The 17,085-nt window shown below is 49.1% G+C and carries 11 protein-coding genes; 8 read left to right on the forward strand and 3 right to left on the reverse strand.

Annotated features, from left to right (window positions below; translation table 11 throughout):
- The first annotated feature begins 160 nt into the window (after positions 1-160).
- Both OIK42_RS12465 and OIK42_RS12470 read left to right on the forward strand, forming a co-directional pair.
- The gene (locus OIK42_RS12465) at positions 161-4,690 is read left to right on the forward strand and encodes an EAL domain-containing protein (RefSeq protein ID WP_273640965.1); all 4,530 of its coding nucleotides are present in this window, start codon (positions 161-163) and stop codon (positions 4,688-4,690) included.
- A 745-nt stretch (positions 4,691-5,435) separates the two neighbouring features.
- Complete coding sequence (locus OIK42_RS12470) at positions 5,436-5,660, forward strand: hypothetical protein (protein WP_273641556.1); 225 nt, start codon at positions 5,436-5,438, stop codon at positions 5,658-5,660.
- Positions 5,661-5,704: 44 nt separating this feature from the next.
- Here OIK42_RS12470 and OIK42_RS12475 read toward each other — a convergent pair whose 3' ends face one another.
- From OIK42_RS12475 to fadI, 3 genes are all read right to left on the reverse strand, one after another.
- Entirely contained in the window at positions 5,705-5,902 is a 198-nt protein-coding gene (locus OIK42_RS12475; RefSeq protein ID WP_273640966.1) for a hypothetical protein, read from the reverse strand.
- 165 nt (positions 5,903-6,067) lie between these two features.
- A complete protein-coding gene (gene fadJ / locus OIK42_RS12480; RefSeq protein ID WP_273640967.1) occupies positions 6,068-8,197 on the reverse strand; it encodes a fatty acid oxidation complex subunit alpha FadJ in 2,130 nt (709 codons plus the stop codon).
- Entirely contained in the window at positions 8,197-9,507 is a 1,311-nt protein-coding gene (gene fadI / locus OIK42_RS12485; RefSeq protein ID WP_273640968.1) for an acetyl-CoA C-acyltransferase FadI, read from the reverse strand. Before fadI ends, fadJ begins: the two co-directional genes overlap by 1 nt.
- Before the next feature lie 549 nt (positions 9,508-10,056).
- Here fadI and OIK42_RS12490 point away from each other — a divergent pair.
- The 6 genes from OIK42_RS12490 to OIK42_RS12515 are packed head-to-tail and all read left to right on the forward strand — an operon-like array spanning position 10,057 to position 17,083.
- Positions 10,057-11,013: an AAA family ATPase gene (locus OIK42_RS12490; protein ID WP_273640969.1), complete on the forward strand. Its 957-nt coding sequence runs from the start codon at positions 10,057-10,059 to the stop codon at positions 11,011-11,013.
- The gene (locus OIK42_RS12495) at positions 11,014-11,997 is read left to right on the forward strand and encodes a DUF58 domain-containing protein (protein ID WP_374211870.1); all 984 of its coding nucleotides are present in this window, start codon (positions 11,014-11,016) and stop codon (positions 11,995-11,997) included.
- Positions 11,985-12,491, forward strand: coding sequence for a DUF4381 domain-containing protein (locus OIK42_RS12500; protein ID WP_273640971.1), 507 nt, complete (start codon positions 11,985-11,987; stop codon positions 12,489-12,491). Before OIK42_RS12495 ends, OIK42_RS12500 begins: the two co-directional genes overlap by 13 nt.
- Positions 12,484-13,497, forward strand: a complete 1,014-nt coding sequence (locus OIK42_RS12505) for a vWA domain-containing protein (RefSeq protein WP_273641528.1) — start codon at positions 12,484-12,486, stop codon at positions 13,495-13,497. The genes OIK42_RS12500 and OIK42_RS12505 overlap by 8 nt, the downstream gene beginning before the upstream one ends.
- Positions 13,494-15,407, forward strand: coding sequence for a VWA domain-containing protein (locus OIK42_RS12510; RefSeq protein ID WP_273640972.1), 1,914 nt, complete (start codon positions 13,494-13,496; stop codon positions 15,405-15,407). The genes OIK42_RS12505 and OIK42_RS12510 overlap by 4 nt, the downstream gene beginning before the upstream one ends.
- Positions 15,407-17,083, forward strand: a complete 1,677-nt coding sequence (locus OIK42_RS12515) for a BatD family protein (RefSeq protein WP_273640973.1) — start codon at positions 15,407-15,409, stop codon at positions 17,081-17,083. Before OIK42_RS12510 ends, OIK42_RS12515 begins: the two co-directional genes overlap by 1 nt.
- Positions 17,084-17,085 lie beyond the last annotated feature (2 nt).

Raw genomic sequence — 17,085 nt, forward strand, 5'->3', positions numbered from 1 at the left:
GTATTTAAACATACCGGGTTGGAGAAGAATTACGCAACGGCCACTGTCCTACAAAAAAAACCTTGTAGATCACTTGCATATTGGGCATATTGGGTATGGATAGAAGGGATGCTAACCACTTTAAATTACAATAATATAAGGCATACATTGCCAAAGGTGTATGGTGCGCTCAACCCATTTATCGACAGCAACACTACTGATTGTAGTGTTTACATTTTTTGCCCGCAGCGCGATAGCTGCAACGGCGCTTAGTGATATTCGTTTTAACGAATATTCTCGTGAAGACGGTATAACTGACCATACAATAATGTCGATCGTTGAAGACCAGCACGGTTTTCTATGGGTGGGTTCGGTCGACGGTTTATATCGCTTCGACGGTTATAATTTCAAACATTACCGCCACTCTTCGCAATCCGACAACTCTATCCCGCCAGGCTTTGCCCGCTCAATGTATTTGTCGTCTGACGACGAACTCTGGATAGGGACCTACTCTGGCTTAGCAAAATATCAGCCCGAGTCTGACGACTTTAAAATTTATAACAGCGAAAACTCGCTGATTAGAAACGATGATATCTGGTCAATCAGCGAAGATAATCAGGGCAATATCCTTATTGCTGATACGTCGAACATTTATTCCATCGATGCAGAGAGTGAAACCCTGTCATTGCTCGACGACCGTATCGACTTCCCAGACGATATCAATATTATTCATAACGAACCCACACGTATCTGGATTGGCACCTACGCCTCTGGTGCATATATATACGATAAAAAAAGACGCCAGCTGTTTTCGCTGGAAACGGTTAATCCCTGGGGGATTAATGTAACAGCGACGTCGGTATTTGATATCAAGGTTATTGACGGCAAATACTGGCTGGCCACTAATGACGGTATTGCCGTTATCAGTAACCAGGGCGAAACCGTTCAGAACATCAATAACGACTCGTACCCACAGTTGATTAATTCTACCGTGCGAGCTATTCAGGAAATAGAAGAAGGCTTGATTTGGTTTGGTACAGAAGACGGTCTCGGGATCTACAACCTGGTTAAAGACAAGCTCACCGTTCTGGGTAAAGATACCCAAAATCTCACCTATTTAAATAATCAGTTCATCCGCCATATTTACCCTGACTCAAGCGGCTCGGTTTGGCTGGCGACCTTTGAGGGCCTTTACCGCCACAACCCGGCTACAAATTCCCTTAGATTGTATGCCCACGCTGGCACCACATTGACCGACAATGGTTCTGAGCGAATCTGGGCTATTGACGAAGACAGCAAAGGTAACCTGTGGATCGCAACACAAGGTGCCGGGTTGGGCCGGTTTAATAAGAGTAACAGTACCCTGGAATACTTCTTAACCAGTCATCAAAATCAGTTTTGGGATATGGTAGTCGACCAGCAGGACAATATTTGGCTCGCCACATCACAAGGGGTAGAACTCTACACTGAACGCAACCACGAAATGGTCATGATAGAGCAATTTATGCCAGGCATGATCGTTGATGTAATCCATTACGATGGGCTGCGAATATGGTTTTGGACTCAGGAAAATGGCTTAGTTTCAATTGAACCAACCAAGGATACCAGTAAAGATTCTCTTACTTCGAGTTTACAGTATGAAGTAAAGAATCACCCTGACAAGCTTAAGAGCTCTATCTATTCACCAATATTCAGCGATAACGACGGTAACCTGTGGCTTACCACGCAAGGCAAACTTAAAATTTTCAGCCCGGAACTAAATGACGTTGTCAGCACTATCAGTCTTAAGGTAGATCAACGAAAAGACTCAACCCCGGTCAAATCAGTTTATGAGTGGGGCAACTATTATTGGCTTACCACACATTTATCCGGAGTTTTTCAACTCGATAAAGAAACATTAAAACCTGTCAACCATCATTCCTTGGATTTTTATGGCAGCGTACTTTCGGCGATCGGACTTAAAGATTCTATCTGGATAGCTTCCGACACTGAAATCAGGCAAATTACTTTGCCTGACGTCGCCTTTGATATTACGCTCAGCGAGCAAAAGCTTGAATATAACAGTTACTCCGAAGGTGCCATTGCCAAAACCAGCGACAATGCGCTGGTATTCGGCGGCGGCAAAGGGTTTCACTATTTTTACCCGGAATTTTTAGCCTTCGATGAATTTAACGATTTGCCATCAAGTGTACCCCAGGTGTTTTCGTTACGTATCTTTGGCAAAGAGCAAAAGTTTAGTCACAAGACTGACACCCAACTGCTGGACAAGCCACTGTACCTTAAGGACTCTCTTACGCTGGCTTACACTGATTCGCGATTCAGTCTTGGATTCGGGGTGGTTAATCCGGTATCGCCGCAAACGGTAAAATACCGTTACAGACTGTCGGGCTGGGATCATAACTGGACCGAAGCCGGAGCAGAGCGCAAAGCGTTTTATAATAATGTGTCATTTGGTGATTATATCTTTGAAGTACAGGCCAAAGAAGACGGCAAAGCCTGGTCACCTTCACGCAAACTTACGCTAACCGTGTTGCCTCCCCCATGGCTGCATCCGGCGGCACTGATTTTTTATGGTTTTTTTGCTGCAGTGATCACTTTGTATGTGGTTCGCCAGTATCATTTGCGCCGCCGCCAACGTATTGCCATTTCCGAGTCCGAAGAGCGTCTCAAACTCACTTTGTGGAGCAGTGGCGATGAATTGTGGGACTGGGATGTCTATCGAGGTCAGGTATACCGTTCCAACACCTGGGGAACGCTGGATTTCCCTCAGGATGACATCCGCACTAACAGTGGCTATGAAGCCAATATTCATACCCATGACTTAAAGCGGGTACAAGACGCGTTAAGAGAGCACCTTGATGGCAAGTCTGACTTTTTTGAACTGGCATACCGGGCCAAAACCTTCAATAACACATGGATATGGATTCTTGACCGCGGCAAGGTAGTGCAGCGCGACCATAATAATGAACCAATCCGCATGACCGGAACGCTGAAGAATATCCAGCATTTAAAAGACGCAGAAGAGCAGCTTAACCTGTTTAAACGGTCAATTGAAAATATCTCCGAAGGGGTATTTATCACTGATACCAAATTCCGCTTTATATCAGTGAATAACGCCTATTGTAAATACACCGGTGAAACCCGCGACCAGGCGTTGGCGACGTACCTGTATTTTCACCAGTATCCGGACGCATTTACCGAAGAAATCAAGAAAACGCTGCGGGTAAAAGGCAATTGGAGCGGTGAAGTGGAAAGTAACCGGGTGAACGGTGAACGCTACGAAATAGAACTGAATATTGATGCCGTGCACGATGACGATGGCCGGATATCCCATTTCGTGGGCGTATTCTCTGATATCACATCACGTAAGAGTACCGAGAAAGAGCTGCTTAAACTGGCCAATTCTGACCCGCTTACCGAGCTGCCTAACCGCTCATTCTTCCAGGCCAGTCACAATAACCTGGTCCGCAAAGGCAGCCACCACGCATTGTTATGCCTGGATATGGATAATTTTAAAAAGATTAATGACTCCCTGGGGCATCAAACCGGCGATATATTAATTAAACAGGTGGCAAAGCGCATTCAACGGATGACTAACAGTAATTCCACCTGTTACCGTCTCGGTGGTGACGAATTCAGTGTGTTGATGGAAGATTTTTCAGATATCCATACCATTACCCACTTCGCTCAAAACGTGCTAAACACACTCTCCCGGCCATTTATTATCAATAAGCAGGAGTTCGTGTTGGGCGCAAGTATAGGTATAGCCCTGTACCCCGAAGATGGCTCCTCGCCCCAGGAAATGCTTAAAAATGCCGACACCGCGATGTATTTTGCTAAAAATAACGGCGGCAACAGTTACCAGTTCTTCAGTGGCGAAATGAATCAAAATGCTGTGCGTCAGTTGCAAATCGAAAACCTTATTCGCCAGGGAATTAAAGATGATCTGTTTACTGTGTTTTATCAGCCCAAGGTGGATATTACTACGGGTAAGCTGGTCAGTATGGAAGCCCTGGTCAGGTTTGAACACCCCAGCAAAGGGATTGTCAGTCCCGGCCAGTTTATTCCGTTAGCAGAACAGACCGGGCAAATTATCGAGATCGGTGAACAAGTGTTACGAAAAGCTTGTGAAGACACTAAACGCTGGGTTAAAGCAGGCTTATTTAACGGTCGTGTTGCCGTCAATATTTCGGCGAAACAATTCGAGTTACCTGATCTTGATGATCGAATAGAACAGATCTTACGACAGGTTGGCTTATCCCCCCTGCATCTGGAGTGTGAGATTACCGAGGGTACGCTAATGGAGAACCCTGAAGAAGGCCTAAGAATGATGCAGCGGCTGCGTGACCGTGGTATTCACCTGGCATTGGATGACTTTGGTACTGGCTACTCCTCACTGGCGTATTTAAAGAAATTCCCGCTCAATACCCTGAAAATCGACAAGGCATTTATTGACGATATTGCCGAGAGTAATGTCGACCGCCATATGGCTGCTGCCATTATTAACATTGCCCACAACCTTGGATTGAAGGTTGTTGCTGAAGGGGTAGAATACGAGGAACAACTGAATATTCTGCGCCGTTATGACTGTGAGATGTTACAGGGTTTCTTATACAGTAAGCCTTTAAATGCCGAGCGCTTTGAAAAACTTTTAAAAGAAAACAGCCTGCTGCAAAAAATTATCAGCAAAGCCTCTCCTAGTAAGCAATAACGCTCTGTTTGCCTGGGCTATCTGCCCCTTAATATCGGCTGAGCGTTGCAACGGACAACGCCTATCCAAAGCGATTTGCAGCAAGGCTATGCGTGTTTAAACACGCATCCAGCTTACAGTATCATGGCCCTGCGCAAAGGGTTACATGTGCTTTACGGTCTCTCTCCCCTGCTGCACAAGGTGCGCCATATTTTTTGCTTTGCAGCGACGTGGTGGTGTAACGCCGTTTAACATTAGTTACAAATGAGCGTCTGAAACGACTAGCCTGATACCGCATCAACCTCGCCTGTAAACCGGTCACCTATCGTCACTGTCGCCGCTGTCGCCGCTTGCCCAGCCACACTGGCTCGCAGCAGAATTGACGTTTTATGTATAAGCCTGAAGCCATACCGACGAGTTTAATTTGACACGATTTAACTTGATTTAGCTTGATATCAAAGGCAAGCACAGCAAAGCCACCAAATTTACACCTTATCTATTTGCAATATCTCTAAGCTATTTAAAATAAAGACTTTCCCCACCAAAAAGAACATATATTCTGCATATTTCAGCGCCATACCGGGCCGTAATCGTACTAAATAATGGGTATTGAACAGAATAAGACAACATTTTCCGGCAAGCGGCATAAAAATGCATAGCGTGGCAAGAATATGCGGCAACGTTTTTTTGACGCTCACAAAAATTAACGCGCAATCCATTGATAAATATAGCTTTTACAGTTTGGCACGCCGTTCGCATTATACTAATGGACAATAAGAAATTGTCGGCAGTTTTGTTTTGTTTTGTTTGTTTTGTATATAATAATGAGGATAGAAAGATGTTGAAAGCTTACGCAGTAGCATTAGTAATATCGACAGCAGCACCTGTAGCCGATAAGCAAGAAGGCGCACAGAAAGCACCTGTTCAGAAAAAAGAAGTAGCAACTGAAACTCAACAGTATAAGCCAAAAACTAGCGCAGCACGTATTTAGTCGGTTAGTTAAGAATTCTAAAAAAGGAGCAGCAGCTCCTTTTTTTATGCCTGCAGATAGGCATTATTAAAGCCGCAATCCCTTCTGAAACGCATATGACGGCTAATGGTGAACATCGGCCATACCAGAGGGCCAAAGATCAATCCCACCACTGCCCACTGTTTTGCAGATAAGCCCGATTTAATGGCTTCAACATAGTAATAGCAACTGCTTGCCAGGCAAATTAAAAAAATCGTCAACATTTTGACACCCTTTAATTCATCAATATATTCGCGCTAGCTTAAACGCTATCGTGTAAATAACGAGGGCGAATTTTACTTACCTTCGCGCAGAAAACCATCACTTTTATCAATTAAAGCAAAAAAAACCGGGCAGAGCCCGGTTTTTAACATTTAAGTAATAATAATTTAATAAAATGTTTGCCCTTTACTGGCCATATCGGTCAGCACCTGGGCCGGGCTGAACTTAGCATCCACCGTTTCGGCGTAATGATTCAGCCTTTCGACAACCTTATTGATTCCGAGCTCATCCATGTAACGGAATGGTCCACCAAGAAACGGCGGGAATCCAATACCAAAAATAGCACCAATATCACCATCACGGGCGCTGCGAATGACGCCTTCGTTCAAACAGCGTGCCGCCTCATTGAGCATTAACAGTACACAGCGCTCGGAGATTTCAGATTCACTGCGGCTTTTTGCAGGCTGTACGCCCAGTAGTGCATAAATGCTCTCATCCACGGTTTTCCCGGGCTTTTTACCACTGTAATCGTAAAAGCCCTTTTTGTTCTTTTTGCCTTTGCGATCGTCTGCCAGAACCTTTTCAAAGGCAGAAGGCGCGGTAAATCGTTCACCAAAGGCATCAATTAAAATCGGGATGATTTTAGTTCCCACATCAATACCGACTTCATCGAGAAGCTTTACAGGCCCTACCGGGAAACCAAAATTGAGCAATGATTTGTCGATATGTTCAATCGGCTCTCCAGCCAGTATTAAACTAGCCGCTTCGTTCATGTAGGGAGCCAGAATGCGGTTCACGTAGAAGCCCGCGCCATCTTTGACCACAATGGGGGTTTTGCCTTGCTTTTTAGCAAACTCTACCGTGGTTGAAATTGTTTGATCTGACGTCTTCTCGTGGGCAATGACTTCTGCCAGCGGCATTTTATCTACCGGTGAAAAGTAATGCAGACCAATCACATTCTCAGGACGTTTAGCGCCCTCTGCAATATCTGCAATTGGGATCGACGAGGTGTTCGATGCGAAAATGGTTTCAGACTTACAGCCAGACTCCACATCAGCGACCATCTTTTGCTTGAGCTTAACGTCCTCAAAAACCGCCTCAACAACAATATCAACGTCCTGCATCCCCGAATAATCCAGGGTACCGGTCAGTAAAGATAACTGTTTTTGCATTTCAGATTTGCGAATAAACCGGCGTTTGACCTTTTTATTCAGTAAGTCGTAGCTGTACTTCATAGCGTTGGCAATACCTGCCGGCTGGATGTCTTTTATACGAGCCGGTACGCCGGCTTTAGTCGCCGTCACAAAGGCAATGCCTCCGCCCATCAGGCCGCCGCCAAGGACACCGGCCTTGTTGACTTTTTTAGGCGCTACAGCAGCCACGCCAGACTCTTTTTTCATGGCGGTCGTGGCAAAGAATATCTGCCTTAACTGTCTGGACTCCGGCGTCATTACCAATTGTCCAAACGCTTTCGCTTCAGCATCAAGGCCCGCCTGCCTACCCTTATTAATGCCCACCGCAACCACATCAAGGATCTGCTGCGGCGCCGGATAATTACCCCGGGTTTTAGACTGGGTTTGCTCAGCGGCTTTCTTAAAGACAATATTGCGACCCGGGCTGGTACCTTCCAAAAACTTATTCACCAAACCTTTGGGTTCGGATTTGCGCGTTGGCTTACTTTTAGCGGCAAACTGCTGCGCCACATCAATGAGTACCGAACGCGGCACTACGTCATCAACGATACCGTATTTCTTAGCCTGTTTGGCGCGCACAGAGCTGCCGGTCAGCATCATTTTAATGGCTTGTTGAATACCCGCCAGCTTAGGCAAACGTTGCGTACCGCCACTGCCGGGTAGCAAGCCTAACTGCACCTCAGGCAGGCCTAGCTGTGTCGCCGAACTGTCGGTACAAATACGATAATGGCACGCCATCGCAAGCTCCAGTCCACCGCCCAGCGCCGGGCCATGAATAGCCGCAACAAAAGTTGCCCGCATATTTTCTATGCGGTTAAAAATGTCCTGCCCGCCTTTGGCCAGGGCCATCGCTTCTTCGGCAGTGCTGCAGGCGTCCAGCATGGTGATGTCGGCTCCGGCAACAAAGGAGTTCTCCTTGCCACTGACCAGAACCACCCCTTTAATGGCCTTATCCTGTTCTATTTCATCGAGCAGCGCACTCATATCGTCACCAAACGCTTGTTTCAGCGTATTCATGCTCTCGCCAGGCACGTCCATAGTTAATATGGCAATACCGTTATCCTGACGGGTGAGTGTAAAGGCACTTGTTGTTTGTTCAGTCATTACGCTGTCTCCAAGATCATAGCTGCGCCTAAACCACCTGCTGCGCAGGCAGTTACCAGTCCGGTACCACCGCCGCGACGATTAAGTTCGTTTAGCATCTGCGTGATCATACGGGTGCCGGTCGCCGCAAACGGGTGTCCATAGGCAATAGAGCTACCCATCACGTTAAATTTATCCATATCAATTTCACCGGTCGCTTTGCTGCGGCCCAGCTTTTCCTGAGCAAACTTGTCACTGGCAAACATTTTAACGTTGGCCAGGGTTTGTGCAGCAAAGGCTTCGTGCATTTCTATCAGGGTTAAATCATCCAGTGTCATACCGGCACGATCCAATGCAATTGGTGTGGCATATGAAGGTCCCATCAGCATATCCTCCCACACATCAATGGCCGCAAAGGCGTAACTTTTTATATAACCGAGTGGCGTGTAGCCCAGCGCTTTGGCTTTACTTTCGGTCATCATCACAACCGCTGAAGCGCCGTCGGTAAGCGGGGTTGCATTTGCCGCGGTGACCGAGCCATATTTGCGGTCAAATACCGGGCGAAGCTTAGCGTAACCTTCAAGCTTAGACTCAAAGCGAACGTTATTGTCTTGTTCAAGCGCGCCCTTGTAGGGTTCGGCATAAGCGGTCATGACTTCGCCACTCAGCTTGCCTTCATTCCAGCTTTGAGCGGCCAATGTGTGTGAGCGATGCGCCAGTTCGTCCTGTGCCTGACGGGTTATGCCATGGCTTTTAGCCATTTGTTCGGCGGTTTGCCCCATCGACAATCCCGTTGAATATTCAGCAACAGCCGGCGGAACCGGCAGCAAATCTTTAAGCCCCAGCTTTTTAAGTACGGCCCATTTTTGACCCAGTGTTTTAGTTTTTTGCAGGTCAACCAATGCACGGGCAAGATTCTTAGACACCCCGATAGGTGATACCGACGTGGAGTCAGCGCCACCTGCAACCCCGACTTCAACATGACCGGCCATCATCGCTTCGGCGATATTAACGGTTGACTGGAAACTGGTCGCACACGCGCGCGATACGCTGTAAGCGTCAGTATGCACATTCATGCCGGTGCCGAGCACGATTTCACGCGCAATGTTGGGGGCTTCTGGCATCTGCACTACCTGGCCATATACCAGTTGGTCAACAAGTTTAGGGTCGATTGCATTCCTGACCAATAACTCATTAACCACCATTTTACCGAGATCGACCGCCGGCACACCGTGAAAGTATGTCGCCATTTTCGCGAACGGTGTTCTCAGGCCTGCGACGATAGCAATTCTGTCGCCATCACGCGTAGTAACTGATTGTTGTTTAGCCATTAATTTACCCTTATTGTGACCCTGACTAGCATTTAGTCAAGTGGTCTGACCTGTAGACATTAAACAGATTTTTACAAACTATTTAACAAATAGCAAATCCACACTGGAATATTTTGCAACATTTCTTTACTTGAGCTGCGCTAAAGGCTTGAAACAAAATAAAGCGACCCTATTACACATAGCTGATAGAACAATAATGCAAAGCCTGCTGACCTTTGGTGTACGAATTTTGGTCCGGATGAAAGCATTGTAATCGCGAAACAGACCTGCTGGCCTGGTGGTTCTAAGTCAAAGGGCTGTGACAAAGAGTAACATACTTTCATGACGATCCCTTCGGGCAGCGTCCGTAGTCGGTTATGGACTGCTGCAAAAGTGCACAGCAAAGGTCAACAGGCCTTAGTGACTACGCCATTTTGTATAGCGGGAACCTTTCATCGGCTTTACAGTCATAGTTCACCGTTAACATCACACTGTGGTATTACTGCAGGTCCATTGTCGGCGTTTTGATAACAACTAAATAAATAACAACTAAACAAGGTAAGATTTTCTATGGCAGCTGAGCAGTTCAGACAGTTACACGCATACCTCGACTCACAAATCATTGGTCAGTCTCAACTTACGCTCAATATGTTAATTGCCTTGCTAGCAGATGGTCATTTGCTGGTTGAGGGCCCTCCGGGGCTGGCTAAAACCCGCGCCATCAATGCCCTGGCAAAAGGCATTGATGGTGATTTTCACCGGGTGCAATTTACCCCGGACTTATTACCGGCAGATTTAACCGGTACCGATATTTACCGTCCCGAAACCGGCGAGTTTGTGTTTCAACAAGGTCCATTGTTTCACAATTTAGTGCTCGCCGATGAAATTAACCGGGCCCCGGCCAAGGTTCAGTCTGCGCTGCTTGAAGCCATGGCCGAACATCAGATAACGGTAGGCAATAAAACCTATGCCCTGCCCGAGTTATTTTTGGTCATGGCCACCCAAAACCCACTGGAACAAGAAGGCACTTATCCGTTGCCGGAAGCGCAGCTTGACCGCTTTTTAATGCATCTGGAAATTGACTACCCCGACGCCGGCACTGAGCTGCAAATTTTACAGCTTACCCGTAACGAAGAACTCAGCAAGGGTTCGGTGACAGCGCCGAATTTAAGCCAGTCCGATATCTTTGCCGCCCGTAAAGAAGCCTTGGCGCTGCACATGGCCCCGGCGCTAGAAACCTATTTGGTTCAACTGATCATGGCTACCCGACGCCCGGCCGACTATGCGCCGGAACTGGCCGACTGGATTGAGTTTGGTGCCAGCCCGCGGGCGACCATCGCGCTTGATCGCTGTGCGCGTGCTCATGCATGGTTAGCGGGTCGTGACTTTGTTGGTCCTGACGATATTCAGGCAGTATTTCATAATGCCTTGCGCCATCGTATTATTTTATCCTATCAGGCCGAAGCCGAAGGCATCACGACCAATGAAGTACTCAATAAGATCGTTAACCTGGTGGCTGTACCGTAAATAATGACAACGCAATCACAACTGGCACGATTGCAGTCAAATGGCATTCAGTTAGGTGTCAAAGAACTACTGCAATACCGACAATTTGCTAATTTACTGGACTTATCACCGCGGCGCACGCCTCAGGCACGCCTGGCAGGCAGTTACCTGACCAAGCACAAAGGGCGCGGTATGGAGTTTGATGAAGCCCGTCATTATCAGCCTGGCGACGATATTCGTGCCATTGACTGGCGGGTAACCGCGCGCACGGGTAAAACCCACACCAAGGTGTATCGCGAAGAACGCGAGCGCCCGGTATTTGTATTGTGTGATATGTCAGGCTCAATGCAGTTTGGCACACAGCTTCTACTAAAATCGGTGCAGGCAGCCCATCTGACTTCACTGATCAGTTGGGCGGCAGCCCAACGCGGCGATAAAGTTGGCGCGCTTATTTATTCCGATACGCTTCATTCAGAATGCAAACCACTCAGTCGCAAACGCGCTGTGCTGTCGATTTGTCACGAATTAATGCGCTGTCAGAACAGTGTCGAGCTTGATGCCGTGCATAAAGCAAAACCGGCAGAGCAAATGAGCACTAACCTGGAGCAGGCACTCGGGCGCTTGCGACGACTGGCTAAACCAGGCAGCCTGGTTTACCTGATTAGCGATTTCATCCAGCTTGATGAGCGCGCCCTACAGCACTTATTACAAATAAGCAGGCATTGTGAGGTGAGCGCCCTGGCAATCACCGATCCGCTTGAACAGGAGTTACCCAGTATCAGTCGCTTGCAACCGGTGAATGTCACCAATGGGCAACAACAACAGACCTGGTTACTTGGCGATCGTAAGCTTGCCAGTCATTACACGCGCAGTCAGCAAGCCCGGTGGGCGCAGGTTGAGAGTCACTTAAAACAGTGCAAAACGCCGCTCAGTTTCATTGATGCCGGCGTACCGCTTACCGATCAGTTTGAACGCTTACGGAGGTTGTCGCAATGGACCCGTTAGCACAGTTAAATGATATCCAGACACCACAAGGTGTGGACTGGTGGCCACTGGCCTGGGGTTGGTGGGTAATACTGGCTGTTCTGCTGGCACTGTTGATAGCATTGGTTTACTTAACGGTAAAACACGTGCGTTTTAACCGCGCTCGTCGTGACGCGATCGCTATGCACCAGCAATTGCCGAAAGATGCCAGCTACCCTGCACAGGCAAATCAGCTCCTCAAACGCGTTACCCTGCATTATTATCCGGCCATTGATTCGGCCGCCAGCTACGGGCAGCGTTGGCAACATTTTTTACAGCATTGCCTCAGCGAAAAGCGCCGTGAGAAGACGGCGCAGGGCTTGGCCGTTCTGGCGCAGAGTCCTTACCAGCCGTTACCCGCTGACGAACAGGAAATTGAGCAAATGTACCGCGCAGTCAGCGACTGGCTTAAGCATGCCAGGCTTAAACAGGCACCGGGTGTAACCAATGAACAGGAGGCAGCCAACCATGTTTGAGTTTGCCTGGTGGTGGATGCTTGCCGCCCTCCCCCTGCCCTGGATAATTCGTTTGCTAAGCGGTAAAACCGACAGTGCAGACGTGGCCTTACGAGTACCTAGCTTATTAGCTGATCTCCCGCAGGCAGAATCTTCGCAAGGTAGCGCAAAATGGCTGCATGCGTTGGCTGCGCTGATCTGGCTCAGCCTGGTCGTGGCCGCAGCCCGCCCCCAATGGCTGGGTGAACCAGTGAGTATTCCCAGCGAAGGCCGGGAACTGATGCTGGCGGTGGATTTATCCGGCAGTATGAAAATTGAAGACATGCTGGTGAACGGCCGTCAGGTGAACCGGTTAGCCATGATAAAGTCAGTATTGCAGGACTTTATTGAACGACGTGTGGGTGACCGGCTTGGCCTGATTTTGTTTGCTGACACCGCTTATCTGCAAGCCCCGCTCACCTACGATCGTGATACGGTCGCGACCTTGTTGGATGAATCGGTCATTGGACTGGTGGGAGAACAAACTGCTATCGGTGACGCTATTGGTCTGGCAGTAAAGCGCTTTGAACAGAAGACCAACTCAAACCGGGTGTTGATCCTGCTTACCGACGGGCAAAATACCGCCGGTGCCATTACCCCCGAACAGGCCCGTGAACTGGCTGTGGATGCAGGTGTCACCGTATATACCATCGGTGTCGGCGCCGACATGATGACCGTGAACAGTTTCTTTGGCAGCCGCCAGGTGAACCCCTCTCAGGAACTCGATGAGTCGATGTTAACCGACATAGCCAAAGCTACTGGCGGGCAGTACTTCAGAGCCCGTGACGCGGCCGAACTGGAACAAATTTACGCAATGCTCGACCGCTTGCAGCCTATTGCCGGCGATGAGCGAAAAATGCGCCCGCTTACCGCCTTATATTATTACCCGCTGGCACTGGCCCTGGCGCTGAGTTTACTACCGGTAGCGGGGTTAATGATGAGTGCTGCGTGGCGACGTGTTGCAACAATGGGAATCGAATCAAAATGACATTTTTGCCTGCTGATTTTCATTTTTTAAGACCTGAATGGTTTTATGCACTGGTACCCCTGGTATTAGTCTTGTGGTTTATTAAACGCTGGCGCTCCCAGGCCACAGGCTGGCAGGGCATTGTTGCCGGCCACCTGTATCAGCATCTGGTCACCGGCAAACAAAGCTCCACCCGCTCGCCCTTTGTGCCGTTTTTAACGTTAGCCTGGATGTTGGGCGTGATTGCCCTCGCCGGCCCCACATGGGAACGGATCCCGCAACCGGTCTACCAGGTTAAAACCGGGCATATCATCGTCATGGATATGTCGCTGTCGATGCGTGCCACCGATATTACGCCAGACAGGTTATCGCGCGCCAAGTACAAAGCTATCGACCTGGTTAATCTGATTGACGAGGGCGATATGGGCCTTGTGGCGTATGCCGGCGATGCCTTTGTCATTAGTCCACTGACGCAGGATGCCAGTACCTTAAAAGCGCTGTTACCCGGCCTGAGCCCCGAAATCATGCCGGTTGCCGGTAGTGATCCCGTGCTGGGGTTACAAGCCGCAGAGGAGTTATTAAGGAGTGCAGGGTTTCAGACTGGTGTTCTCTACTGGATTACTGATGGTGTTGAAATTTCACAAATGAAGGGCCTCAGCGACTTTTTATCGGAAACCCCCTACACGGTGAATATTCTTGGTGTGGGCACTGCTGAGGGTGCCCCCATAAAGCAGCTTAACGGCGAATTGCTCAAACGTAATAATGGCTCTATTGTGATCCCGAAACTCAATGGCGGTGCCTTGCAGCAACTCAGTCGTCAGGGCGGCGGCCGCTTTACCGAACTGACCGCCGATGACCGCGATATTCGCTCATTGGCCAAGACGGACCGCTTTGACAATCGCGAAACCCGCGAAGACGATCAGGATAATCAGGGCGATGAGTGGCGCGAAGCCGGCCCTTACCTGTTACTGTTATTATTACCCATTGCCGCACTGGCGTTCAGACGCGGGGTCATTTTTATTTTGCTGGTGGGTGTAGGGACAAGTCTTCCTGCCCCTGAGGCGCTGGCTCAACAACAGAGCACGCCACCTGAAGCGATGGCAGCTGACACCGCATCCGAGCCGGTCAAACCGGTCCTCTCATGGTGGCAAAAACCGTTTTTAAATGCCGATCAGCAAGGTTTAGCGGCTTATGAAGCCAGGCAATATGACAGCGCAACCAATGATTTTGATGATACTGCATGGCAAGGTGCGGCCCAGTACCGTAACGGCGATTATATGGCTGCGGCGCAGTCGTTCGCCGCGCTCGATACTGCCCAGGGCTACTACAACCAGGGTAACGCACTGGCCAAAGCCGGTGAACTTGATGCAGCAATAGAAGCCTATGACAAAGCCCTGGCGCGACAACCTGAGTTCCCCGCAGCGCAGGAAAATAAAGAGCTCCTTGAGCAGTTAAAGGAACAGCAGGAACAACAGCAGCAAAATGATCAGCAACAGGATCAGTCAGAGCAGGATCAGCAAAACCAGGATGATAGCCAGCAACAGGATGGTGAGTCTGACAATAGCGACCAACAGTCTGAGCCACAAAACAGTGAAGGCCAGCAAGAGGGTCAACAGGACGGCCAGCAGGATAATCAACCGCAACCCAACGACGCCAATCAAGAACAACAAAATGAAGGCGAAGAAAACCAACAACAAGGTGACGAACAGCAAAATGATGAGCAGCAGGCTGATAACGAAGCCCGGCAAGCAGAAGCTCAGCAGGCGTCAACCGAGCGTACTGAACGCGATAAAGAAACTCAGCAACGCCTCGATAACCTGCTGCGCAGAGTGCCCGATGACCCCGCTTTCTTACTCAAACGCAAAATGCAACTGGAAGCCCAGAAACGGCAGTATCGCCGCCCGCCAGATTCAAACCGGAGTGATTGGTAATGTTTAAACAACGCCATTGGTTATGGTTACTTTTTATCTCTTTTGCCTGCTCTTTTGCCAGTAAGGCTGATGTACAGAGCGTGACAGCCAGCATAGACAAAAACCCTGTCATGCTGGATGAAGCAATAACGCTGACGGTGACGGCACAAGGTGATGCCGAGCGCAATGCCTTCGACAGCTCTGCTTTATTGAGCGACTTTGTCGTGGGCCGCACGTCGGTGAGCTCACAAACCTCCATCGTTAATTTTACCTCAAGCCAAACCACCACCTGGAACACCACTTTGTTTCCCCGGAAAGTGGGCGACTTTACGATTCCGGCCTTTACCATTGAAGGACAACGCAGTGCACCGATAAAGGTAAAGGTTATTCCCGTTCAGCAAGGCGAAGATGCACCGGCGCGTGATTATTATGTCACCACCGAAGTCAATCACGACAGCGTGTACCTGCAGCAACAGTTGCGTTACACCGTAAAACTGTATTTAGCCTCACAAATTGAGCGCGGCAGTTTACAGTCACCAGAATTAGAAAACGCACAAATTCAGCAGTTGGGCGATGACAAACAATATACCGAGTTAGTCAACGGCCGTCGCTATCAGGTGGTAGAACGCAATTTTGCTATTCTTCCCCAACAGTCCGGCACCTTTACTATCAGCGGGCCGGTGTTTTCCGGTGAGGTAATGGCCCCCAATACCAACCAGCGTTTTGGCTTTTTCAATCGCACTAAATCGATAAACCGGGTGGGCCCGGATCTCACTATCGAAGTTAAACCCATCCCAACCAGCGTGGACTATCATTGGTTACCCAGTGATTTTGTTGAACTTGACCAAGAGTGGCAAAGTCAGGAGTTCGTGGTGGGTGAGCCAATTACCCGCACCCTTACTCTGACGGCAGTGGGAGTGGTTGAAGAGCAACTGCCTGAAATTGAACAGATCTACCCGCCAGACTTTAAGCTTTACCCGGATCAGGCCAACAGTGCCACCGCAGAGCGAGACAACCGTTTGGTTGTTCAGCGAACCGAATCTGTGGCAATGATCCCGACTAAAGCCGGTGATTATATTATCCCTGAGGTGCGTGTTCCCTGGTTTAATGTAAAAACCGGTAAAACTGAAGTGGCCACTTTGCCAAGCAAAACGGTAACTGTTGCACCTGCTGCGGGCCAGGCCCCGGCTCCCAAAACCCCGCCTGTTGCGGCGCCAGTGCCAGCACCAGAAACGGCCAATCAACCAGCAGGCGCCGACAGCACTGTTGTACCGCCGCCCGCACAGGCCGGCTTTGACCGCTTCCACCTGGGATTACTTATACTTTGGCTGGTAACACTGACAGGCTGGGCGCTCACCTGGTTTAAGCGTAAAAATGCCGCCCCGGCGAAACCAGCAGGGCAACCGTTGAATACTGCCCAGGCAGTCACAGCGCAACAATTAATCAATACCATACAGTCGGCTGACATTGGCACAATTCAACAAAGCCTGAACCAATGGCTGGCGCAGTTTAATGCCGCCCGGCGCTGGCACATCAGGCAACAAATAAAGCCCGAGGTAGACGCAATGATGGCGTCGGCCTATGCCGCCAATGCCGGCGACTGGGATCGCACCGGGTTAGCCGGTAAACTTAAACAGCTTGTGGCAACACAAAAGCAAAAAGACGGGGCGTTAACCCCGCTATATCCAACAACATAGTG

Origin of the sequence: Alteromonas gilva (assembly GCF_028595265.1) — a bacterium.
GTDB lineage: Bacteria > Pseudomonadota > Gammaproteobacteria > Enterobacterales > Alteromonadaceae > Alteromonas > Alteromonas gilva.